Below are 21,464 nucleotides of genomic sequence, written 5' to 3' on the forward strand. Positions count from 1 at the left end.
AGGGGATCGCGGCGATACGGTGGCTGTCAGCCCGCCGGACAGATGGCGCTGGACATGCGGCCGAGATCGACGTGTCGTCGACTCACCAAGGCAATTCCAGCTCTGGACATGACGGAAGCGTGGCACGCGGGTCTCCGGCCAGTCCACCACTATCCATGATGTGGACGAGACTGTCCCACTCCGCGAGATGCAGTTCGAGCGCTACGAGCGCTACGACCGGTGCGGGGTTACCCGCGTGCCCCGGGCCACGGACCGGGAGCGGCCACCTCGGGCTCCTGGGTCACCGTGGTGTCGTACAGCGTGAAACCGCGGCGCAGATAGTTGTCCATGGCGTGCTCGCCGTCCTTGGAGCAGGTGTGCAGCCAGACCCGCTTGGTCGGCGCCGATCCCGGCCACCGTTCGGCGAGGTCCCAGGCGCGGGCCACTCCGTACGACAGGAGATGGCCGCCGATGCGCCGGCCACGGAAGGCCGGTATCAGCCCGAAGTAGACGATCTCCACCGCGCCCTCGTCCTGCGCCGCCAGCTCGACGTAGCCGGCCGGGGTCCCGTTCTCGTACGCCACCCAGGTCTCGACGCCCGGGCGGGAGAGTTCCTCCCGCCACTGCGCGTACGTCAGCGCGAGCCGGTCGGTCCAGCGGATGTCCCCGCCGACGGCCGTGTAGAGGAACCGGCTGAACTCCGGCGACGGCACCTCGGCCCGGACGATCCGCACGTCGCCGGAGGGCTCACCGGCCGGGCGCAGGTCGGCGGGCGAGGTCTGTTCCAGGGACCAGGTGGTCACAGTGATGCTCATGAGCGCCAGAAAACCACGCCGGGCGGTCGGACCGGAAAAAGCGCCCCCGGCCGGGGGACCGGAAAAAGCGCCCCCGGCCGGGGGACCGGACAAGCGCCCCCGGCCGGGGGCCGTCCAGCAGGGGGAGCCCCGGGGACCTGCCCGGCCCGGGCCGGAGCCCGGAGGGCCCGCCCGGGCCGACCGGGGCCCCGCTCACGGGCAGGGCAGGCGCCGCGTGCTCAGCACCGCCGGGGCCGTCGAGTGCGGCAGCAGCTCCGCGGGATCGGCCGGCAGGACCACCTCCACCTCGATCTCCTCCGCGAACCGGTACGGGCGGTGCGCCAGCACACCCGACAGATGACGCCGTACCCGCGACATCTCCGCCCGTACGGTCACCGCGCGGGTGGGATCACCGAAGACGTCGGAGGCCAGCTCCGCCGCGCTGCGGCCGTCCCGGTGCACGGCCAGCACGTACAGCAGCTCGGCGTGGCGCGGGGTGAGCTCCTGGACCCAGGAGCCCGCGGACCCGGACACCGCGACCGACCAGCGGCGGGGCCGGCTCAGGTCCAGGACGACCCGGCCGGGCGCCTCCGTCACCGCCCGCGCCTCGTCCACCCGGATCAGCCAGCCGCCGGGCAGCGGTTCGACCGCGCACATGCCCAGCGAGGGCAGCCAGGCCCGGCCGGTCCGGAACGACTTGGGCAGCGGCAGCCGGTCCACGGGCGCCATTCCCGTGACGGCCGCCGTCCAGCCGTGACCGTCGACCGCCAGCGCCCGGCCGCCGAGCCGGCACATGATCGGCGCCGCGACCGAGCGCAGCCGGCCCAGCGCCCGCCCGTGCCGCTCCCGCATCTCGCTCTCGGCGAGCCGGGCCACCGAACTGACCAGCGCCAGCGTCGTCGGGTGGAAGCCGGCCGCCGGGCCGCTCACATCGACGACACCCAGCAGCCGGCCGTCCCGGGGATCGTGCACCGGGGCCGCCGCGCAGGTCCAGGCGTGCAGGGAGCGCACGAAATGCTCGGCCGCGTGGACCCGCACCGGGCGGCGCACGGCCAGCGCCGTACCGATGGCGTTCGTGCCGGCGGCGCGCTCGGACCAGGCCGCGCCCTCCTCCAGACAGATACCGCCGGCCTGGCGCAGCACGCCGGAGCTGCCCTCCCGCCACAGCACCCGCCCCTCGTCGTCGGTGACCACCATGATCTGGACCGAGGTGTCGGCGATCGCGCCGAGGGATTCGCTGAACGTCCGCATGGCGTCGGCCAGCGCGGAGGTGCGCCGGCGGTGCTCCAGCTCGTCCCGCTCCAACGGCACCCCGCCGGTGGCCTGATCGCGGCGCACCCCCATCCGGAACATCCGCTGCCACGACGCGTCGATCACCGGCCGGGGAGCGGTCGGCGGGCGCTCCCCGGCCGGGGCGGCGTCCCGCACCTGACGGAACGGACGGGCTGCCCACGCGCCGTCCATCGCCGGGTGCCCGGCCAGGTCGAGCGGTACGTCCTTCATCGGGGTCCCTCCGCCACCAGCCGTCGGGGTTTCTCCGCCTTCAGCGGTGCTTCATCGACCATGCACCCATCGTGCCCCTCCGGCATATGCCCGGAGGGGCAGTTCGGATATCTCCTGCAACGGCTTGCAACTCTGGAAAACCGCAGAGATGTGGTTGAAAGTGACAGCGAGCCAGAGGTGGTGCCGTGTCGGCGCGCCACCACCTCTGGCCTCAGGCCGCTCCGCCACCGCCTCCAGGCCTTCACACCGCCGCGTGGCCGCCTCCGGCCTCGGGCCGCCGCGTCGCCACCCCCGGCTTCACGACGCCGCTCAGCTCACCGGCCGCGCCCGGTCCACGATCGCCGCCAGCCCCAGCGTGTGCGGCAGGGTGCCGAAGGCCGTGCCCCAGTCCCCGCCGAGCCGCGAGGCGCAGAACGCGTCCGCCACCTCCGGCGGCGCCCACCGCACCAGCAGCGAACCCTGGAGCACCAGCGCCATCCGCTCCACCAGCCTGCGGCCCCGCGCCTCGATCCCCTCCAGATCGGCCAGTTCCGTCAGCAGGTCCTTGATCGCGCGGTCCAGCCGGTGATCGGCGCCGCGCGCCCGGCCCACCTCCTGGAGGAAGGCGTTCAGCGCTTCCGGCTCCCGCTGGAGCGCCCGCAGCGCGTCCAGCGCCTGGACGTTCCCCGAGCCCTCCCAGATCGAGTTGAGCGGCGACTCGCGCAGCAGCCGCGGCATGCCGGACTCCTCCACGTAACCGTTGCCGCCCAGGCACTCCAGGGCCTCCGCCGCCACCGGCGTACACCGCTTGGTCACCCAGTACTTGGCGGCGGGCACCGCGAGCCGCAGGAACGCCCGCTCCTGGTCCGCGCCCTCGCCGCCGTCCTGGACGGTGTCGTACGCCGCCGCCAGCCGCAGCGCGAGCGTCGTCGCCGCCTCCGACTCCAGCGCCAGATCGGCCAGGACGTTGCGCATCAGCGGCTTGCCGATCAGCTCGCCGCCGAACGCGCTCCGGTACGTGGCGTGATGCACCGCCTGGGCCACGGACTGCCGCATCAGCGCCGCCGAGCCGATCACACAGTCGAGCCGGGTCGCCGCCACCATCTCGATGATGGTGCGCACCCCCCGCCCCTCCTCGCCGACCCGGCGGGCCCAGGTGGAGTCGAATTCCACCTCGGCCGACGCGTTGGAGCGGTTGCCCAGCTTGTCCTTGAGCCGCTGGAGGCGGAAGACGTTGCGGGTCCCGTCCGCCAGGACACGCGGCACCAGGAAGCAGGTGAGCCCGCCGGGCGCCTGCGCCAGCACGAGGAAGCCGTCGCACATCGGCGCCGAACAGAACCACTTGTGCCCGGTGAGCAGGTACTCGCCTTCGGCGCCCAGCGGCTCGGCGGCCGTCGTGTTGGCGCGTACGTCGCTGCCGCCCTGCTTCTCCGTCATGCCCATCCCGAAGAGCACGCCGGACTTCTCGGCGGCGGGCCGCAGCCCCGGTTCGTACCGATGGGAGGTCAGTTTTGGCTCCCACTCGGCCGCGAGCGCCGGATCGGCGCGCAGCGCGGGGACCGCCGCGTGCGTCATCGACACCGGACAGCCGTTCCCGGCCTCCGCCTGCGTCCACACCAGGAAGCCGGCCGCCCGGCGCAGATGGCCACCGGGCCTGCCCCAGGCGTCGGTCAGCCCCGCCGACACCGCCTGTCCCAGCAGGTGGTGCCAGTCAGGATGGAAGTCGACCTCGTCGATCCGGTCGCCGTAGCGGTCGTGGGTGCGCAGGACCGGAGGGTTCTCGTTGGCCCGCGCCCCCCACTCCTGGGCCTCGGCCGATCCCGCGGCGCGGCCGAGTGCCGACAGCTCCGCGCGGGTCTCGTCGAGCAGGGCCGGCGCGCTGTGCCGCTCCACGGCTTCCGTGAGTGCCCGGTCCGCGGTGAAGACGTCATACCCCACCAGGGGCGGAACCTGGTTGGTCACTGTGTGAGTGCTGGCTGCCATGCCGATACGGTAAGGAGGTGCAGGCAGCAAAAGAAACACCTGAGCGACCAGCGGGTCGACTCCACCGGGCCCGAGTCCTCTACCGCAACGTCTCCAAGCGGAAGATGACCTGGTTGCTGCTGAAGGACACCGTCAACTCGTGCATGGAGTACCGCATCCTCGGTCTCGCGGCCGAGGCGGCGTTCTTCACCCTGCTCTCGCTGCCACCGCTGCTGCTCGGACTGATCGGCCTGCTCGGTTACGTGGACGACTGGACCAGCACGACCACGGTCGCGTCCCTGGAGAAGAACATCCTCTCGGCGGCGGGCACGGTGCTCTCCGGACGCGGCGTCAACGAGATCGCCAAACCGCTGCTCAACGACATCACCCACGGCGGCCGGCCCGACGTCATCTCCCTCGGCTTCGCGATCGCGCTGTGGTCCGGCTCCCGGGCCGTCAACGTCTTCGTCGACACCATCACGGTGATGTACGGACTCGACGGCCGGCGCGGCATCGTCGCCACCCGGCTGCTCGCCTTCCTGCTCTACGTCGTCGCGCTGCTGATCGGCGCGGTGGTGCTGCCGCTCGCGGTCGTCGGACCCGACCGGGTCGTCGAATTCATCCCCTGGGGCACCGAGGTCGTCGCCGTCCTCTACTGGCCGGTGGTGATCCTGCTCTCCGTCGCGTTCCTCACCACCCTCTACCACGTGTCCGTGCCCGCCCGGTCGCCGTGGCGGGAGGACATCCCCGGCGCGCTGATCGCTCTCGCCATGTGGGTCCTGGGCAGCTTCCTGCTCCGGATCTATCTCACCAGCGCGGTCGAGGGGCCGACGATCTACGGTTCGCTCGCCGCGCCCATCGCCGTTCTGCTCTGGATCGGCATCTCCGCGTTCGCGGTGCTGGTGGGCGCGGCCGTCAACGCTGCCATCGACCGGGTCTGGCCGTCCGTCGCCACCGCCGCCGCCCGTGCGGCCAACGAGCGGCTGCGCGCGGCCCAGGCGGCGCAGCTGATGGTCCTCGCCGCGGCGTCGGCGGAGGCGGTGGACGACGACGTGACCGATCCGGACATGCCCTCGGAATTCCCGGAGAGGTGGTCCAAATTCCTGCCGCCGGACGATGTGAAGTCCCGCTTCAAGGGCCGCGAGTACCGGGAGCACCGTGAGAGCCGGAGCAAGGACAGCAAGCCCGGCAAGGACACTTCGCACGGCGGGCCCGCCGGTGGCGCGGACGGTGCCGAGGACGGCGAGGACCGGGGGGATTAGGCTCACGCGGTCGGTCCGGAGCCCGTGCGCACGTCCCCCCGGCGCCGTGGGCCGCCGCCCACGGAACGGACCGGCGGGCCCCGCACCGTGCGCGGGGCCCGCCGGCCATCAGGGGGCCTGGTCTCAGAAGACCTGGACGCCGTACGCGTTCAGGGCCTCGACGACCGGCTGGAAGAACGTGGTGCCGCCGGAGCTGCAGTTGCCGCTGCCACCCGAGGTCAGGCCGAGCGCCGTGCCGCCGGCGTAGAGCGGGCCGCCGCTGTCGCCCGGCTCGGCGCAGACGTTGGTCTGGATCAGACCGGACACGATGTCACCGTTGCCGTAGTTGACGGTCGCGTTGAGGGCGCTGACCGTACCGGTGTGGACGCCCGTGGTGGAGCCGCTGCGTGAGACGCGCTGGCCGACCGTGGGGTTGGCGGCTGTGGTGATGTCCTGCGTGGAGCCGTTGTAGAGGTCCACGGTGCCCTCGGCGTTGGCCGAGTTGCTGTGCCTGATGATCCCGTAGTCGTTGCCGGGGAAGCTGGATCCGGCGTTGGAGCCGAGCAGCGAGGTGCCGGCGGAGTTGGTGTACCAGGTGCTGCCGGCGCTGGTGCAGTGCCCGGCGGTCAGCGCGTAGTACGTCGAGCCGCTGCGGACGTTGAAGCCGAGGGAGCAGCGGGCGCCGCCGGTGTAGATGGCGTCGCCACCCTTGAGGAGCTTGTTGAACGTGCCCTCGGTGTGCTTGATCGTGACGCCCGCGGTGGTACCGGCCACGGAATTCTTGATCCTGTTGATCTCCGAGGCGGAGACGGTGCTGTCGACGGTGACGACGATCTTGCCGGACGCCTGGTCGGTGTACCAGGCGCTGCCGGCGACGTCCGCGCCGAGCACGGCGGAGCCGGCCGCGGCGAGCTGGGCCGCGCCGGCCACGGGGAGCGGGGCGGGCTGGGCGATGGCGGTCGGGGCCGCGAGCGCGACCGCGGTCACCAGTCCGGAGGCGACGGCGAGGAGCCGGGCGCGTCTGGGTGCGGCGCCGAGGGGGGAGAAGCGCTTGAAGGTCACAAAATCCTCCAGGTGGGGGAGACGCGTCCCGTCGGGTGGGCGGGCCGCCGGTGTGCGATGTTCACGACCCGTGGGTTTTGATCGTGAACCTGTCAATCGCACGATCGCATCGTCGGCTCCGATGGCCGCCCACGACAAGGCCGACTTCCGGACCCACGGCGGAGATTGACCCCTGCCCGCCCCGGTGCCCGTACGGAAGCTGTCGGCGGCCTGTCCGGGAAGCGCTTTCGCCCCAGGTGTCCCGTCGGCCCGCTCGCGGCCCTCGCGTGAACTTCTGCAAAGCCCGCGTCAACGGGAAGGCCACCGGTGCGTGACCTTCGACAGCCCCGCGGAGCACGCGGATTGACGTACGGCGCCCTGCGGCCGCTCGTCCGGACGTCACGAACACACATGATCCGCGGCGGGCGCCGCGTGCGGGGCGCGGTGGATGCGGGCGCCGCCGCGCGGCGGGGGGACGGATGTCCGCGTGCGTCCGGGGTGGCGGCCGCCCCTTTGAGCGGCGTACCGCCGAATTGCCCTCTTGTTGTCCGCGGCCGGATCTGCTCGTTCGGGGCGTCGAACGATGCCGGCGCGCGGGGTGACGCGGGGTGATCGGACCGGCGAGGCGCTCTTGCGGGGCGGGTGGGGCGTGTGCCACGGGAGGTGCCTGCCGTGAGCGATGGTGTTCGGCGCTGAATCGATGCGTGCGGCGTGCCCGTGGAGTGTCAGGACTCCCCGGGCACGCCGCCGCCGGCATCCACCCAGTTGCCGGGCCCGAACGCGGGTAGGAGGGTGGGCCGGAGGGGGCCGATGATCCGTGCGAGGAGTGATCACCATGCCGCGAGGTTCCAGCCCGAAGCGTGAGCGCCAGTACGAGCACATCAAGGAGAGCGCCCGCGATCGCGGCGAGAGCGCCGGCCGCGCCGAGGAGATCGCCGCGCGGACCGTGAACAAGGAACGGGCCCGTTCCGGCGAGTCCCGCACGGCGAGCAAGACCTCCACCCAGGACATGTCGTCCTCCCGGCGCGGCGGGCAGCGCTCGCACAGCGGGGCCGAGGGCCCGACGTACGACCAGCTGTACGCCGAGGCGCAGCGCCGTAACATCCACGGCCGCTCGACCATGAACAAGGACGAGCTGAAGCGCGAACTGGGGCGCTGACCCGGCCGCGAGGGACCCCGGACGCGAGGGACCCCCGGACGCGAGGGACCCCCGGACGCGAGGGACCCCGGACGCGAGGGACCCCGGACGCGAGGAACCCCGAACGCGAGGGACCCCGGACGCGAGGGACGGAGGGCCGGCCGGTACGGAGACGTACGGCCGGCTCACCTGTTCGGCCCCGGGGGAGCCGGCAGGCGGACCGGACGGGCGGACCGGACCGGACCGGCGGACCGGAACGGGCGGTGACCCCGTTGGGGTGGGCCGCCCCGGGGTATCCGTACCCGGGTAGGAGCGGCCGGCCCGAGGGAAGAGACCACCATGAGCAGCGAACTCCAGATCCTCATCGGCCTTGCCGCGATCCTGGTGGTACTCACCCTGGGAGTCGCGATCACCCTCGCCGTCCGGCTGGTACGGGCCAGGCGGGCCCTGCGCAAGGCGGGCGTGCCCGTCAAGAACCGGTGGATGTTCTGGGCGGCCATGGTCTATCTGGTCCTGCCCACCGACCTGGTGCCGGACCCGGTCTACCTCGACGACATCGGCTTCCTGCTGCTGGCGCTGCGCTCCCTGCGCACCTCCGGGACGTCCGGCCTGCCGAGCGGGACGATCCCGTACGCCGCCGGCCGCCTCGGTCCGGCCAAGCGCCCCTCCGGGCCGGTCCGGTGAAGCGGACCGGCACCCCGGCGCGGGGACTCACCCGGACACCGAGGCCCGCCAGGCGGCGGTGAACTGCCGGACCGCCGTCCCCGCGAGGAAGGAACCCGGGCGTCCTCGGGGTGTTCCCATCGTGAGCGCCCGCCCGCCGTCCTGATGGCGCTGACCCCCAGCAGCGAGGAGGCCCCCGCGCGGTGTTGGTGGAGTCGTCGTGTTCGGCGTCGAGTTCCGCCGAGTTCGGGGTCCGTCGTCTCCGGGCTGACTTCCGGTGCGGCCAAGGGATGATCGCACCGTACGACAATCACTCGCACGCCCTGAGTTCCGCGGCGGACCCCGCATTTCAGTACGAGAGGTACCAGTGACACAGCACCCGTTCCCGTACGGCAACGGCGCCGGACACGGCAGCGACCCCGGCAGTGACCGCGACTGGTGGCGGGAGTCCGTCGTCTACCAGATCTACGTCCCGAGCTTCGCCGACGCCGACGGCGACGGCATGGGCGACCTGCGCGGGATCACCGAGCGGCTCGGCCATGTCGCGGACCTCGGCGCGGACGCCGTCTGGCTCACACCGTTCTACCGCTCCCCACTGGCAGACGGGGGCTACGACGTCGCCGACCACCGGGACGTCGACCCGCGCCACGGCACACTCGACGACTTCCGCGCGCTGCTCGACCGGGCCCGGGAGCTGGGCCTGCGCACCATTGTCGACATCGTGCCCAACCACTGCTCCGACCAGCATCCCTGGTTCGCCGAGGCGCTGGTCTCCGCCCCCGGCTCCGAGGCGCGCGACCGGTTCGTCTTCCGGGACGGCCGGGGCCCGGACGGCAGTGAACCGCCCGCCGACTGGCAGTCGAAATTCGGCGGCGCGGCCTGGACCCGGGTCCCCGACGGCCAGTGGTACATGCACATCTTCGCCGCCGAGCAGCCCGACCTGAACTGGGAGAACTCCGAGGTCATCGCTGACTTCGAACGCACCCTGCGCTTCTGGCTCGACCTGGGCGTCGACGGATTCCGGATCGACGTGGCGCACGGACTGCGCAAGGACCTCACCCCGCCGCTGCGCGACACCCGGGGCGGCGACACCGCGCCCCTCAACGCCCCGCCCAGCGGGGAGGACCACCCGTTCTGGGACCGCGACGAGGTCCACGACATCTACCGCACCTGGCGCAAGATCACGGACTCCTACGCCCCGCCCCGGATCATGGTCGCCGAAGCGGGTGTCAGCGCCGCCCGGCTGCCGCTCTACACCCGGCCCGACGAGCTGCACCAGGCGTTCAACTTCTTCCACCTGCGCTGCCCCTGGGACGCGGGATCCTTCCGGAGCGTCATCGACACCTCACTGTCCGGCGCGGCGCCCACCGGGTCCCTGCCGACCTGGGTGCTCTCCAACCACGACGTGGTACGCCACCGCACCCGGTACGGGCTTCCCGAAGGCACCGACCTGCCCGCCTGGCTGCTCACCGACGGCCGCACCCCGGCGGTCGACGACGCGCGCGGACGCCGCCGGGCCCGCGCCGCCGCGCTGCTCACGCTGGCGCTGCCCGGCACCACGTATCTCTACCAGGGTGAGGAACTGGGCCTGCCCGAGGTGGCCGACCTGCCCGCGTCCGCGCTCCTCGACCCGATGTGGGAGCGCGCGGGAGGCGCCCTGAAAGGCCGGGACGGCTGCCGGGTGCCGCTGCCGTGGACGCGGACCGGCTCCTCGTACGGCTTCGGCCCCGGCGGCAGCCGGCTGCCGCAGCCAGACGGCTGGGGTGAGTGGTCGGTCGAGGCCCAGACCGGCCGCCCGGACTCGTTCCTGGAGCTGTACCGTACGGCGCTGACCCTGCGCCGCGCCTTCGTCGGCGACGAGAACTTCGCCTGGCTGCCCTCGGCCGGGGGCGAACTGGCCTTCCGCAAGGGCGCGGGCCTGGTGTGCCGGATCAACTTCTCCGGCGCACCGTTGCCGCTGCCCGCCGGGGCCGAACCGCTGCTCGCCAGCGACGCCTTGGCGGGCGACGGGACGACCGGCCGCCTGCTCCCGCCGGACACGGCCGTCTGGCTGGACGCCCGGGGGACCTGACCGGCGACCGGGTACGGCGGACAGAAACGGCGAGGGCCCGTCAGCGCGGCGCTGACGGGCCCTCGCGACGTGACGTCAGGCCTTCGCGGGAACCAGCTTCGGGTTCTCGCCGTACGCGTTGGCCTCCGGGTTGCCGGCGGTCAGGAACCACACGAGCAGCAGGATCTGGCCGACGAGCGGGATCAGGATGATGAAGTAGAACCAGCCGGACTTGCCGATGTCGTGCAGCCGCCGCACGATCAGCGCGAGGCTGGGAACGAACACGCCGAGAACGTAGACGCCCACCAGGATGCTGTTCAGCCCCACGGCGAAGTCGACGGCCACCACGATGAGCGTGGCGATGATGTGGAACAGAACGAACATCCAGAATTCCTTGCGGCGCGCCCGCCCGCTGAATCCTGCGTAGTTCTTCAGTACGCCGAGGTACCAGTTCACTGCGTTCCCCCCCAAGGGACCGAAAGATGGCCCGCCCGGATGGGTCCGGCCAGGGCGAAACGTATGTGGCTTGAATTGCTCTGGTCAAATCAGTTCATCGGACTTATTCGGGAACCGTGTGGGAGCGGAACGGGATCGGACCGCGACAGGCTCAGCGGGTAGCTGTCTGCAGGAGGAGCATCCCGTGAAACACCCGCCGGACCACTCCCCGGGCCACCCCCCGGACTGTCCGAGTGACGCCGTGGAACTGCGCCGGCCTCTTCAGGAATTGTCCGCCGTCGAACGGTGGGCCCAGCGCGCCGGCGCCGGTGGCCGGCCGGAGCCGTACACCTCGGAGGAGTCCCTGGAAGGACCGGAGTTCAGCGTCGAGACCATGACCAGGAACGGCATGCACCGCGTGGTCGGTATGACGGCGCGGGAGCAGCGCGGCGACCCGGACCCCGGGGGTCCCACGGAGACGGAGGCCGCCGTGCTGCGCTCCGTCGTGCGGGCGCTGCTCGATCTGGCCGGCCATGAGTCGGGGCCCGCGCGTACCGGGGTCGTCCTCACCGCGCGCGGGCCGCGCATCGTGGCCTGCTGCCTCCAGGGCACTGCGGACAGGACTGTTCAGGAGAGCCGTGCGAGCTTCTCGGCAAACCCCTGACCTGGTCGTTCCCTGCCCGGTACGGGGTGTTCCCGCGCGGTGACCCGGGGGCGGTAACGCCCTGGGAACCGTTCGGGAACGCCTCGGCCCAAAGTCAGTGGTGTCGGAAAGCGGGACACCACGAAAAAGGGGCGGGACAATGGGACGCAAGCTTGCTGGACTGGTCGGAATCTTCGCGGCGGCGCTGGCCTTCGGTCTCGGCGCGACGGTCGAAGCGGGGCACACGCAGGGCCCCCAGGCCGGTCACCACGTGCTCGCCGAGGACAAGGGCCCGACCCTCATCGGCAAGTGATCCCGCCTCACCCACGTACGGAACGCGTGCCCCGCACCGGGATCCCGGTGCGGGGCACGCTCCTGTTCCTCGCCCACGGGCCGTCAGGTCCGTGGAACCGACGGGCCGTCAGGCCGACAGCGCGACAGGCCGTCAGCCGCGGCGGCGGTCCTCGGGGACTCCCATGGCCGCGAACAGCTTCTCGGCCTCAGCGAGGTGTTCGGCCGAGACCTCCGGATCGCCGAGGGCGCCGGCGGCCCGGCCCATTCCCGACAGGGCGTACGCCTCCTCGGCGCGGTAGCTGAACGCGGACGCGAGCTCGTACGCGTGCGTGTGCAGCGCCAGCGCCGACGCGTACTCCCCCTGCTGGTGGCGCAGGCGCCCGACCATGTTCTCGACCTTGGCCCGCCGCAGCGGTGACGCGCTCGACCGTACGAGCTCCACCGCGCGGTCCGCGTGCTCCGCCGCCTGCTCCGGCCGCCCCAGCCGGTGAGCGACACCGGCCGACAGCGCCAGCGTCATCGCGACATGTCCCGGTTCCTTGGTCGGGTCGCACAACTCCCGGGCCTGCTGGAGGCAGCGATCCGCCTCCTCGTACGTCCCGAGGCCCGCGAGGGCGAAGGCCAGGTCGGTGAGGGCCACCAACTCGTTCTCATGATGGCCGAGTTCCCTGTCCAGCTCGATCGCGCGGCGGGCCGCGTCCGCGGCCTCCTCGTACCGGCCCCACTGCTCGTACAGCGTGCTGAGCACGGTGAGGCTCTCGGCCTCCGCCCGCGCCGTGCCCAGTTCCCGCTCGTGGGTGATCGCCCGCTCCAGATGGGACAGCGCCTCGGGGAAGCGGCCCAGCAGGCTGTTGAACAGACCGAGCGTGCTCTCGCTGTGGGCCTCGGTGTGCCGGTCGCCGAGCCGCGCCGCGACATCACGGCCCTCCTCCGCCACCTCGATCCCCTCGGCGAACCGGCCGAGCTTCCAGCAGGCCACGCCGAGGTTCGACAGGCTCACCCCGAGCAGCGCCAGATCCCCGAGCCGCCGGGCGGCGGACACCGCGACGCGCCCCAGATCCCCGAACTCGTCCAGGTGTCCACGCGCGTTGAGCTGGAAGACCACGTTCCTGGCCAGGCAGACCGTATGGCGGTCCAGGCGCCGCCGCTCGGCGAGCGTGACGGCCGCCAGCAGCCCGGTGTGCTCGCGCGCGAACCACTCCTGCGCCTGGTCGGCGCTCCCCAGATCCGGCAGCTCCGCCCCGGATTCCTCGATCCCGGTGGGCCGGCGGCGCCGTCCCGGGAAAAGGACCTCGCACGCCGCCTCGGTGGCCGTCAGGTAGTAGCCGAGCAGTCGCTCGACCGCCGCCGCGTCGTTCTCCTCGGTCGGCACGCCGCGCAGGCTCTGCGCGAAGCTGCGCACCAGATCATGGAAGGTGTAGAGGCCGATCTCCGGCTGCTGCACCAGATGGACATCGAGCAGCAGTTCCAGGATGTCCTCGGCGTCCCGGGTGCCGGCGCCCAGCAGCGCGGCCGCCGAATGGACGTCGATGTCCCCGCCGGGATGGAGCGCCAGGATCCGGAAAGCCGTACGGCACTCCTCGTCCAGCGCCTGGTACGACAGGCGCAGGGTCGCCGCCACGCTCCGCTCGCCGGAACTCAGCTCGTCCAGCCTGCGGGTCTCGTCGCGCAGTCGGTCCGCCAGGTACTGCAGGGTCCAGCGCGGCCGGTTGCGCAGCCGCGCGGTCGCGATGCGCAGCGCCAGCGGGAGATGGCCGCACAGCCGGGCCAGCTCCGCCGCCGCCTCGGGCTCCGCCGCGACCCGCCGGGCGCCGAGCGTCTCCGCCATCAGTGTGGCGCTCTCCTCGGGCGGCATCACATCGATGGATATCCACTCCGCGCCGTCGAGATCCACCAGCCGTGCCCGGCTGGTGACCAGCACCAGGCAGCCGGGGGTGGTCGGCAGCAGCGGGCGGATGCCGGCGACATCGGCCGCGTTGTCGAGGAGGATCAGCAGCCGTTTGCCGACGAGGGTCGCCCGCCACAGGGCGGTACGCCCCGCGGCGTCCTCGGGGACCCGGTCGCCCGGGGTGCCGAGCGCCCGGAGCAGACTGTCGAGCGCGGCGGTCGGTGTGACGGGCTGCTCGCCGGGGGTGTAGCCGCGCAGGTCGAGATGGAGCTGACCGTCCGGATAGGCGGCCGACAGCCGGTGCGCGGCCCGCACGGCCAGCGAGGTCTTGCCGCAGCCGCCCATCCCGTCGATCGCCACGACCCGGGTGCCCCGCTCGCCCGCCTGCTCCGCGCAGGCGAGGAGCTCTTTCAGTTCCCGGTCGCGGCCGGTGAAGTCCGACAGGTCGTACGGCAGCGTGCGGGGCACCTCGGCCGGTACGGGGACGGCCGGTGGCGCGGGAACGGACGGGGCGGGTGGTTCGGGGGCGGCGAGCTCGGGATTCTCCCGCAGGATTCCCTCGTACAGCTTGGTGAGCCGGGGGCCCGGGTCGATCCCCAGCTCCTCGACGAGCAGCTCGCGGACCCTGCCGTACTCCTCCAGCGCCTCGGCCTGCCGCCCCGACCGGTACAGCGCCAGCATCAACTGGCCGCGCAAGGTCTCCCGCAGCGGGTTGCGCGTGACGAGATCCCGCAGGTCGACCACGAGTTCCGAGGTCTCGCCCAGGCTCAGCCGGAGCTCGAAGAGCTGCTCGGCCACGGCCAGCCGGCGCTCCTCCAGCGCGGTGGCCGCCGCTTCGATCACCGGGCCGCCGTCACCGGACAGGACGGGGCCGCGCCAGAGCGCGAGGGCGGAGCGCAGCGCCTCCACGGCGTCGGCGGGGCGCCCTCCGGTCGTGGCCGCCTTCGCCTCCCGGACCCGCAGGGAGAACTCCGTCAGGTCCAGCTGCGCGTCGGTCACGGCCGCGCGGTAGCCGGGACCGTCGGTGACGAGCACCTCGGAGCCGTCCGGGATGCGCCGGCGCAGATCGGCGACGGCCTTGCGTACCTGGTGGGCCGCTGTCGCGGGCGGATCCTCGGCCCAGGCCGCCTCGACGAGCCGGGACACGGGCATCACCTTGCCGGGCTCCAGCAACAGGGTGACCAGCACCCGTTCCTGAATCGTTCCCCCCAGCCGGAGCCTGCTCCCGGACGCCCAACCTTCCAGCGGACCAAGGATGTTGAAGCGCGGCTGTCTCTCTCCGCTCGCTGTCACTCAGTCCCCCTGACAGACAAAACCCCTGGCTGGTGACGCCATTTCGGGAATCCTAAGCCGTTCCCGATCGGGACGGTACTGCGCCGGGAGGGGATCGGGAAGGAGGTTCCGGAAGCTTCTCCCGTACCGCACACCACCACAGTGAAGGTGTGCGCAGCGTGGGCAGACCGGAGCAACCCCGTCCCGGAATGCGCGCGACAGGTAATTCCGGAAGAGACCGGAAGAGGTCTTTGCCGGCACATTGCCGTCCCGCCGACGTGGCATCGGAGAACCAGAACACGGCATTCGGGAACCAAGGAGACAGCGATGAACGCTCACGCCCCATCGGCCGGACTCGGCGCCATGCTGCAGCGTGCACGCAGGCGCGCCGGGCTCACCCAAGAACAGCTGGCCGGACTCTCGACAGTCAGTGTGCGGGCCATCCGCGACCTGGAGCAGGGGCGGGTGCAGCACCCCCGCAGGGAGACGCTGCGGCTGCTCGCCGACGCCATGCGTCTCACCGGCGCACGCCGCGCCGAACTCGAACTCGCCGTCGACGGAGCCTCGGCGGGCAACGCGCTCAGAGACGTGTACAGCGCCGAACTCGCCCCGCCGCCGACGCCCCTGCGCCCCCTGACCGGTCGCAGACCCGAACTGCAGGCACTGACCGGCCTGCTCTCCACCGAACACGAGCGCCTGCTGACCATCGTGGGTCTGCCCGGGGTGGGCAAGTCCCGCCTCGCCCAGGAGGCCGCGCTGCTGCTCCACGCCCGCGACCGGATCCCGGTCCTGTGGGTCGCCATGGACGGCGGCGACGACCCGTCCGCCGGTGTCACCCGCAGCCCGCAGTCCGCCATGGTGAGCTGGGTCAGGGCGCTGGTGTCCCACGGCGGGAACCACGACGAACTGACCTCGGTCATCAGGGACAAGGCGACGCTGCTCGTCCTGGACGGCCTGGAGGCGTCACCCACCGTCGGCCCCGCCCTGCTGAACCTGCTGCACTCCTGCGAGCGCCTCAAGGTCCTGATCACCGCGCGTGAGCCGCACCAGACTCCCGGTGGACGGTTGTTCCCGCTCGCCCCGCTGCCCGTACCGGGCCTCTCCCACGCCTCCGCCCCGCTGCCCGGGGACTCCCTCGTGGCGGACCGGCCCGCCGTCGAGCTGATGCTGTCCTACGTCAGCCACATGCGCCCCGACCTGCTGCCCACGGACTCCGTCACCACCACCGTGGCCCACGTCTGCGACGCGCTGGACGGCGTACCGCAGGCGCTGGAGGCCGCCGCCTCCTGGCTGCTGCTGTACTCGCCCGAACAGCTGCTGGAGATAGCGAGGACCACGCCGCTGGCCCTCATCGACGGGGCGACCCCCGATCCCCGGTCCGGTTCCGAGCTGGGCCGGCTGCTCGCCGCCGCCGTCACCGGGCTGCGCCCCCAGCCGGCCGCGCTGCTGAGTGCGATGGCATCCCTGGCCGACCGCGCCGACGCCGCTTCCCACGCCCGCGCCGACCTCTCCTCCGGTTTCTGGACGGTGCAGAGCGCCGCCGACCTGCTCGGAATCTCCCCGGCCGAGGCTGCCCGCGATGTGCATGTTCTGCTCCTGCGCGGTCTCATCCGGCAGCCCCCGGCCGCGCGGGCCGATCTCGGCAGGCCCGCGCGGTTCATGGTGCTCAACCTCGTCCGCCGGCTGCTCCATTCCGAGCCGGCCCCGGAAACGACCGCGCATACCCCGGTTCTGGCGGGCGCGTAGAGCCCTCCGGCCGTCTCAAGGGGACTTCTTCGACCGGTTCATCGCGTCATGACGGGAAAAATCGTCGGACTCACGTGGCAGCAATCGCGGGAATCGCAGCAATCGTGGGAACGGCGGGAAACGGCGGGAATCGCACGGTATTCGGCGGTGGCTCCCGCTCCCGGGCCGACCGCCCTCCCGCCTCCTCGTACGAGACCGCACTGAGCAGGGGAGACGGGTACGTATCGGGGCGGGCGGGCACGCCGTCCTCCCGGCCGTACGGACACCTGGCGCGTGGCTTTCGCCGGTTCTCCGGTGGCCCGGTGACAACTGCCGCCGGGCTGCCGCCCCGGACGCCGGTAACACCACTGCCGCACTTCTACGCTCATGCCGAAGGGAAGTTCCGGGCCTGCCAGGACCTCCTTCTCCCATTGTCATCGAATGATGTGGACGAAGCGAATCATGAAGCCTGCGGAATTGACGACTCGTCATCGATACGGGCCGCTGGATGTCGTTGTCACCGGACTGCCGTCCGACGCGCACACCTGGAATCTCGTATTCATTCAGTTGCTGATCGAGGATCTCGGTCACACGGTCGTCAATTTGGGTCCGTGCATTCCGGAGGACGAGATCGTCGAGTCCTGCTGCAAGCATCAGCCCGACCTGCTGGTCGTCAGCACGGTCAACGGCCACGGCTTCCACGACGCCAGGCCGCTGATCGGCGCGCTGCGCTCGCGCTGGGAGCTGGCGGGACTGCCGGTCGTCATCGGCGGCAAGCTCGGTGTCGCGGGGGGTGAGGGCGGCGAGGAGGGGCAGGCGCGTGATCTGCTCGCGGCCGGCTTCGACGCCGTCTTCGAGGAGAGCGTGGGGCTGGCCTCCTTCGAGGCGTTCGTCGGCTCGCTCTCCAGAGAGGCCGTACGGTGACCGTGCTGTCCGAGCCCCGGGGCCGGGCGGCCGTCCAGGAACGACCCGCCTCCTTCGGCCGGTTCGTCGCCGCCGCCCATGCCAGGGGCGCCCTCGTCGTGCAGCCCCGGATGGGCTTCTCGGTGCCCGCCCGCATGCGGTCCGGACTTCTCGCGACCAAGGACGCGGCGGCCGGCCCGGTCGCCGGGACGATCACCATCGACAGCTATACCCGGGTCGGTGACGAGCCGTCGGCGCTACGGGCCCTCGACGCCGGCGTCCCGCTCAACGGCTACCCGATCACCTCGTACGACCCGGACACCTCGCGCCGGGTGCTGGACGGCGTACGCGACGCGACCTTCCCCGTCCAGATCCGGCACGGCTCCGCCCGCCCCCAGCGGATCGTCGCGGCCCTCGCACTCCTCGGCCTCGACGCGACGGAGGGCGGGCCGGTCTCGTACTGCCTGCCGTACGGGCGGACCCCGCTCGTCGACTCCGTACGCAACTGGCAGGAGACCTGCGAATTCCTGGCCGGACTGCGGGCCACCGGAGCCGAACCGCACCTGGAGACCTTCGGCGGCTGCATGCTCGGCCAGCTCTGCCCGCCGGGACTGCTGGTGGCGATCAGCGCGCTGGAAGCACTCTTCTTCCACCGGGCGGGCCTGCGCAGCATCTCCCTCAGCTACGCCCAGCAGACCAGCCCCGAACAGGACCGGCAGGCCGTGCACGCGCTGCGGCGGCTGGCGGCCGAACTGCTGCCGGACACCGACTGGCACGTCGTCCTCTACACGTACATGGGCCTCTACCCGCGTTCCCGGGCGGGCGCGCTGGATCTGCTGGAGCGCTCGGCGGAACTGGCCGTACGGACCGGAGCCGCCCGGCTGATCGTCAAGACGGCCGCCGAGGCGCACCGCATCCCGACCGTCGAGGAGAACGTGGAGGCACTGCGGACCGCCTCGGCGGCCGCCGCCCGCGCCCGCGCCGCCCTCCCGCCGCGCGGCCGGGACGCCCGGGCCGACGCCGTCGCACCGGCCGACAACCCCGTCTACGCCGAGGCACGGGCGCTCGTCGACGCCGTCCTCCATCTCGACGGCGACCTCGGCCAGGGCCTGCTCAAGGCGTTCGCGCGCGGCTACCTCGACGTGCCGTACTGCCTGCACCCCGACAACGCGGGCAGGACCAGAAGCCATATCGGCCCGGACGGCCGGCTCACCTGGTCCGAGATCGGTTCGATGCCCATCGGGCAGGTCGTCGAGCGCGGCCGGCGGCTGACCGCCGCCGGGCTGTACGACGCGCTCTCGTTCGTCCAGCGACGGCACGACCAGGCGGCCCTGTCCCCGACCGGGCCGCCCCCTGCCGCCGCGTCCCCGGCCGTGCCCCCTGCCGCGTCCCCGGCCACGGTCCCGACCGCCCAGCCTGTCGCCGTCCCAGCCGTCCCAGCCGTCCCAGCCGTCCCAGCCGTCCCAGTGCTCCCAGTTGTCCCGACCGCCTCAGCCGTCCCATCGGCCCCGTCCGCCCCGTCCGCCCTGTCCACCCCGTCCGCCCCGTCCGCCCCGTCCGCCCTGTCCACCCCGTCCGCCCGGCGTCGTAGGCCCCTCACCCGCTTGTCCGGCCCCACCCCCAGGAGGTAGCACCCATGACCGTCACATCCGACCAGCCCACCCGGTCCGCCGATACGGCCTCCCCGCCGTTCCCCTCCTCGCCCGACCAGCACCTCGGCTCCGCCGCCACCCGCACCACGCTGCGCGTCCAGAACCGGATGCTCGCCGCCACCCGCGCCTTCCTGACCGGCCGTGGCTTCACCGAGCTGCTGCCGCCGATCATCGGTCCGGTCACCGACCCCGGCATCCGCGGCTCCAAACAGGTCGACGTGGACTTCTACGGTCACAAGTACAAGCTGATGACGAGCGCCATCCTCTACAAGCAGGCGTCGCTGCTCGCCTTCGCCAAGATCTTCTACATCGCCCCCAACGTGCGTCTCGAACCGATCGAGACGGCCGTCACCCACCGCCACCTCGCCGAGTTCCACCAGATCGACGTGGAGATACGCGACGCCCGCCGTGAGGACGCGATCGCGCTCGCCGAGGAACTCGTCTCGTTCGTCGTCGGCGAGGTCGTCCGCGAGATGCCCGGCGAACTCGACTCGCTCGGCCGCGACCGGGACGCCTTCCGCGAGGCGGTGGCGGGCGCCTTCGGCCGGACCACCCACCGGGAGGCGACGGCCGACCTGGTCGCGCTCGGCCACCCCCAGGACCCGGGTGCCGAGATCGACTGGGAGGGCGAGGAGATCCTGTCCGCCAAGGCGAGCAACCCGTTCTTCGTCGTCGACTACCCCAAGGGCTCACGCGGCTTCTACGACCGCGAGAACACCGACAACCCCGGGGTGCTGCGCAACTTCGACCTGATCGCCCCGGAGGGCTACGGGGAGCTCGCCAGCGGCAGCGAGCGCGAGTACGACTACGCCACCCTCGTCACCCGGATGCGGGAGACCGGCGAGAACCCCGCCAAGTACGGCTGGTACCTCGACCTGGCCCGCCGGGGCATCCCCGCCAGCTCCGGGTTCGGCATCGGCCTGGAGCGCTTCACCCGTTACGTCACCGGCCGCACCGCCGCCTGGGAGGCCAGCGCCTACCCGAAGCTGCCCGGTGTGGTGTCCGCATGACCCCGCCGCTCAGCGCCGCCGGATTTCCCGAGGAGCAGGTGCGCCACCGCGCCCGGCACGGCGCCGCGAGCGTCTTCCCGGCGCTCGGGGGGTACGGCTCCGGCCTGCTCGGTGCCGTCCCCGCGCCGGTCGGCCACGACCCGTACGACCTGCTGGAACGGGCCAGGATCGTCCCCCCGGTGTTCATGCCGGAGCGCTTGAAGAAGCTCATCGACCTGGGCCGCGAACCGCTCTACGGCGATGTCGTGCTCGACACCGTGCTGGGCGGCTTCTCCTCCCGGCTGCCGCTGTACGTCTCGGCGTTCGGCTCGACGCAGGTCGCCAGCCATGACCTCGGCGAGGCGGCGGGACGGCAGGCCGGGCGGCTCGGCATCCCTATGGTGATCGGCGAGAACGTCGTGCCCGTCAACGGCTACCGCGCCTCCTCGGACGCGGCGGCCTCACCGCTGCTCGGCCGGATCGGCGCGTACGCGGACGCCGCCGACGACGAGCACGGCGGGGTGGTGGTGCAGCAGAGCACCGAGGACGCGGACGCCGAGGTGTGGAATCTCGTCTACAGCGACCCGGTCAGCGAACCGCTGCTCGCCACCGGCCGGCTGGCCTTCGAACTGAAGGTCGGCCAGGGAGCCAAGCCCGGCCTCGGCGGCCTCACCGTCCTCGGCCGGGAGGCCGCCGGGCGGATCACCGAGCAGTACGCCACCGACCCCGTCTTCGGCGCGGACAGTGACTCGGTCCTGCGGATCAGCAGCCCGGGCACCTTCACCGAGGAGATCCTGCGTCAGCAGATCCGGCTGATGCGCAACAACTTCCCCCGGGCCAAGGTGTGGGTCAAACTGCACCCCGGCCGGGACGTCGCGCACGCCGCCGCCACCGCCTGGGCGGCGGGCGCCGACTCCGTCACCGTGGACGGCGCCGAGGGTGGTACCGCCTGGGCGCCGACCGCCTTCCTCGGGCACGTCGGGCTGCCGCTCGGCGAGTGCCTGCTCCGTATCGGCCCCACCAGCCACTGCCTGCTCGCCAGCGGCCGGGTCTGGGAGGGCAGCCGCGCGGTCAAGGCGCTCGCGCTGGGAGCGAGGGCCGTGGGGCTCGGCAGGGCGGCCCTGCTCGCCGTCGACGAGGACCGCGAGGCCGGGCTGGTGAGGCTGGCGGAGTCCGTCGCCCTCGAACTGCGGCTGCTGATCAGCGCCCTCGGCAAGTACCACGTCAACGCGCTGGACGCCGGTGACCTGCTGCTGAGCACCGGCACAGGCGCTCCGGCCGCGATCGGGTAGCCCCGGCCCGCCGCGAAAGCC

General features: G+C 72.4%; 17 protein-coding genes and 1 pseudogene. 11 read left to right on the forward strand and 7 right to left on the reverse strand.

Translation table 11 applies throughout. The annotated features are described in order from the left end of the window. Window positions 1–26: 26 nt before the first annotated feature. The 4 genes from ACIBAE_RS06535 to ACIBAE_RS06550 form a co-directional block, all read right to left on the reverse strand. Window positions 27–110, reverse strand: coding sequence for a putative leader peptide (locus tag ACIBAE_RS06535; RefSeq protein ID WP_309471194.1), 84 nt, complete (start codon window positions 108–110; stop codon window positions 27–29). 117 nt (window positions 111–227) lie between these two features. Further along, a complete protein-coding gene (locus ACIBAE_RS06540) occupies window positions 228–794 on the reverse strand; it encodes a GNAT family N-acetyltransferase (protein WP_399282726.1) in 567 nt (188 codons plus the stop codon). Between the two features lie 192 nt (window positions 795–986). After that, window positions 987–2,276: a GAF domain-containing protein gene (locus ACIBAE_RS06545; protein ID WP_399282727.1), complete on the reverse strand. Its 1,290-nt coding sequence runs from the start codon at window positions 2,274–2,276 to the stop codon at window positions 987–989. 309 nt (window positions 2,277–2,585) lie between these two features. Then, window positions 2,586–4,238, reverse strand: coding sequence for an acyl-CoA dehydrogenase family protein (locus ACIBAE_RS06550; protein ID WP_399282728.1), 1,653 nt, complete (start codon window positions 4,236–4,238; stop codon window positions 2,586–2,588). A gap of 17 nt (window positions 4,239–4,255) precedes the next feature. Here ACIBAE_RS06550 and ACIBAE_RS06555 point away from each other — a divergent pair, with 17 nt between their 5' ends. Further along, window positions 4,256–5,479, forward strand: a complete 1,224-nt coding sequence (locus ACIBAE_RS06555) for a YihY/virulence factor BrkB family protein (protein ID WP_399282729.1) — start codon at window positions 4,256–4,258, stop codon at window positions 5,477–5,479. A 123-nt stretch (window positions 5,480–5,602) separates the two neighbouring features. Here the strand turns inward: ACIBAE_RS06555 and ACIBAE_RS06560 are convergent, their stop codons facing one another. Next, complete coding sequence (locus ACIBAE_RS06560) at window positions 5,603–6,520, reverse strand: S1 family peptidase (RefSeq protein ID WP_399282730.1); 918 nt, start codon at window positions 6,518–6,520, stop codon at window positions 5,603–5,605. A gap of 814 nt (window positions 6,521–7,334) precedes the next feature. On the opposite strand from ACIBAE_RS06560, the gene ACIBAE_RS06565 reads away from it, so the two are divergent. From ACIBAE_RS06565 to ACIBAE_RS06575, 3 genes are all read left to right on the forward strand, one after another. Continuing rightward, entirely contained in the window at window positions 7,335–7,658 is a 324-nt protein-coding gene (locus tag ACIBAE_RS06565; RefSeq protein WP_399282731.1) for a plasmid stabilization protein, read from the forward strand. A 318-nt stretch (window positions 7,659–7,976) separates the two neighbouring features. Beyond that, on the forward strand, window positions 7,977–8,321 hold the full coding sequence (locus ACIBAE_RS06570) for a YkvA family protein (RefSeq protein WP_399282732.1): 345 nt from the start codon (window positions 7,977–7,979) through the stop codon (window positions 8,319–8,321). Window positions 8,322–8,667: 346 nt separating this feature from the next. Further along, on the forward strand, window positions 8,668–10,371 hold the full coding sequence (locus ACIBAE_RS06575; protein WP_399282734.1) for a glycoside hydrolase family 13 protein: 1,704 nt from the start codon (window positions 8,668–8,670) through the stop codon (window positions 10,369–10,371). Window positions 10,372–10,446: 75 nt separating this feature from the next. Here ACIBAE_RS06575 and ACIBAE_RS06580 read toward each other — a convergent pair whose 3' ends face one another. After that, on the reverse strand, window positions 10,447–10,806 hold the full coding sequence (locus ACIBAE_RS06580) for a DUF805 domain-containing protein (RefSeq protein WP_399282735.1): 360 nt from the start codon (window positions 10,804–10,806) through the stop codon (window positions 10,447–10,449). Window positions 10,807–10,990: 184 nt separating this feature from the next. Here ACIBAE_RS06580 and ACIBAE_RS06585 point away from each other — a divergent pair, with 184 nt between their 5' ends. Further along, window positions 10,991–11,449, forward strand: a complete 459-nt coding sequence (locus ACIBAE_RS06585; protein WP_399282736.1) for a hypothetical protein — start codon at window positions 10,991–10,993, stop codon at window positions 11,447–11,449. A gap of 139 nt (window positions 11,450–11,588) precedes the next feature. Next, complete coding sequence (locus ACIBAE_RS06590; RefSeq protein ID WP_399282737.1) at window positions 11,589–11,741, forward strand: hypothetical protein; 153 nt, start codon at window positions 11,589–11,591, stop codon at window positions 11,739–11,741. Between the two features lie 132 nt (window positions 11,742–11,873). Here the strand turns inward: ACIBAE_RS06590 and ACIBAE_RS06595 are convergent, their stop codons facing one another. Beyond that, window positions 11,874–14,798 carry a BTAD domain-containing putative transcriptional regulator gene (locus ACIBAE_RS06595; protein ID WP_399282738.1) on the reverse strand — a complete coding sequence of 975 codons (2,925 nt, stop codon included), beginning with the start codon at window positions 14,796–14,798 and terminating at the stop codon, window positions 11,874–11,876. 411 nt (window positions 14,799–15,209) lie between these two features. Here ACIBAE_RS06595 and ACIBAE_RS06600 point away from each other — a divergent pair, with 411 nt between their 5' ends. From ACIBAE_RS06600 to ACIBAE_RS06620, 5 genes and pseudogenes are all read left to right on the forward strand, one after another. Continuing rightward, on the forward strand, window positions 15,210–16,628 hold the full coding sequence (locus ACIBAE_RS06600) for a helix-turn-helix domain-containing protein (RefSeq protein ID WP_399282739.1): 1,419 nt from the start codon (window positions 15,210–15,212) through the stop codon (window positions 16,626–16,628). Window positions 16,629–17,084: 456 nt separating this feature from the next. After that, entirely contained in the window at window positions 17,085–17,531 is a 447-nt protein-coding gene (locus ACIBAE_RS06605; protein WP_399282740.1) for a cobalamin B12-binding domain-containing protein, read from the forward strand. A 5-nt stretch (window positions 17,532–17,536) separates the two neighbouring features. Beyond that, window positions 17,537–18,844: pseudogene (locus ACIBAE_RS06610) on the forward strand (methylaspartate mutase); the annotation flags it as partial. A 302-nt stretch (window positions 18,845–19,146) separates the two neighbouring features. After that, window positions 19,147–20,172 carry an asparagine synthetase A gene (locus ACIBAE_RS06615; protein ID WP_399282741.1) on the forward strand — a complete coding sequence of 342 codons (1,026 nt, stop codon included), beginning with the start codon at window positions 19,147–19,149 and terminating at the stop codon, window positions 20,170–20,172. Next, window positions 20,169–21,443, forward strand: coding sequence for a glutamate synthase-related protein (locus ACIBAE_RS06620; RefSeq protein WP_399282742.1), 1,275 nt, complete (start codon window positions 20,169–20,171; stop codon window positions 21,441–21,443). Before ACIBAE_RS06615 ends, ACIBAE_RS06620 begins: the two co-directional genes overlap by 4 nt. The last annotated feature ends 21 nt before the right edge of the window (window positions 21,444–21,464 follow it).

It is taken from the genome of Streptomyces sp. NPDC051569 (genome assembly GCF_044454085.1).
Classification (GTDB): Bacteria; Actinomycetota; Actinomycetes; order Streptomycetales; family Streptomycetaceae; genus Streptomyces.

What these genes read in the sequence shown, in the direction of transcription:
- ACIBAE_RS06535 (WP_309471194.1), bottom strand. Translation starts at nt 110, where the DNA reads ATGTCCAGAGCTGGAATTGCCTTGGTGAGTCGACGACACGTCGATCTC.
- ACIBAE_RS06540 (WP_399282726.1), bottom strand. Translation starts at nt 794, where the DNA reads ATGAGCATCACTGTGACCACCTGGTCCCTGGAACAGACCTCGCCCGCC.
- ACIBAE_RS06545 (WP_399282727.1), bottom strand. Translation starts at nt 2,276, where the DNA reads ATGAAGGACGTACCGCTCGACCTGGCCGGGCACCCGGCGATGGACGGC.
- ACIBAE_RS06550 (WP_399282728.1), bottom strand. Translation starts at nt 4,238, where the DNA reads ATGGCAGCCAGCACTCACACAGTGACCAACCAGGTTCCGCCCCTGGTG.
- ACIBAE_RS06565 (WP_399282731.1), top strand. Translation starts at nt 7,335, where the DNA reads ATGCCGCGAGGTTCCAGCCCGAAGCGTGAGCGCCAGTACGAGCACATC.
- ACIBAE_RS06570 (WP_399282732.1), top strand. Translation starts at nt 7,977, where the DNA reads ATGAGCAGCGAACTCCAGATCCTCATCGGCCTTGCCGCGATCCTGGTG.
- ACIBAE_RS06590 (WP_399282737.1), top strand. Translation starts at nt 11,589, where the DNA reads ATGGGACGCAAGCTTGCTGGACTGGTCGGAATCTTCGCGGCGGCGCTG.
- ACIBAE_RS06600 (WP_399282739.1), top strand. Translation starts at nt 15,210, where the DNA reads ATGAACGCTCACGCCCCATCGGCCGGACTCGGCGCCATGCTGCAGCGT.
- ACIBAE_RS06615 (WP_399282741.1), top strand. Translation starts at nt 19,147, where the DNA reads ATGACCGTCACATCCGACCAGCCCACCCGGTCCGCCGATACGGCCTCC.
- ACIBAE_RS06620 (WP_399282742.1), top strand. Translation starts at nt 20,169, where the DNA reads ATGACCCCGCCGCTCAGCGCCGCCGGATTTCCCGAGGAGCAGGTGCGC.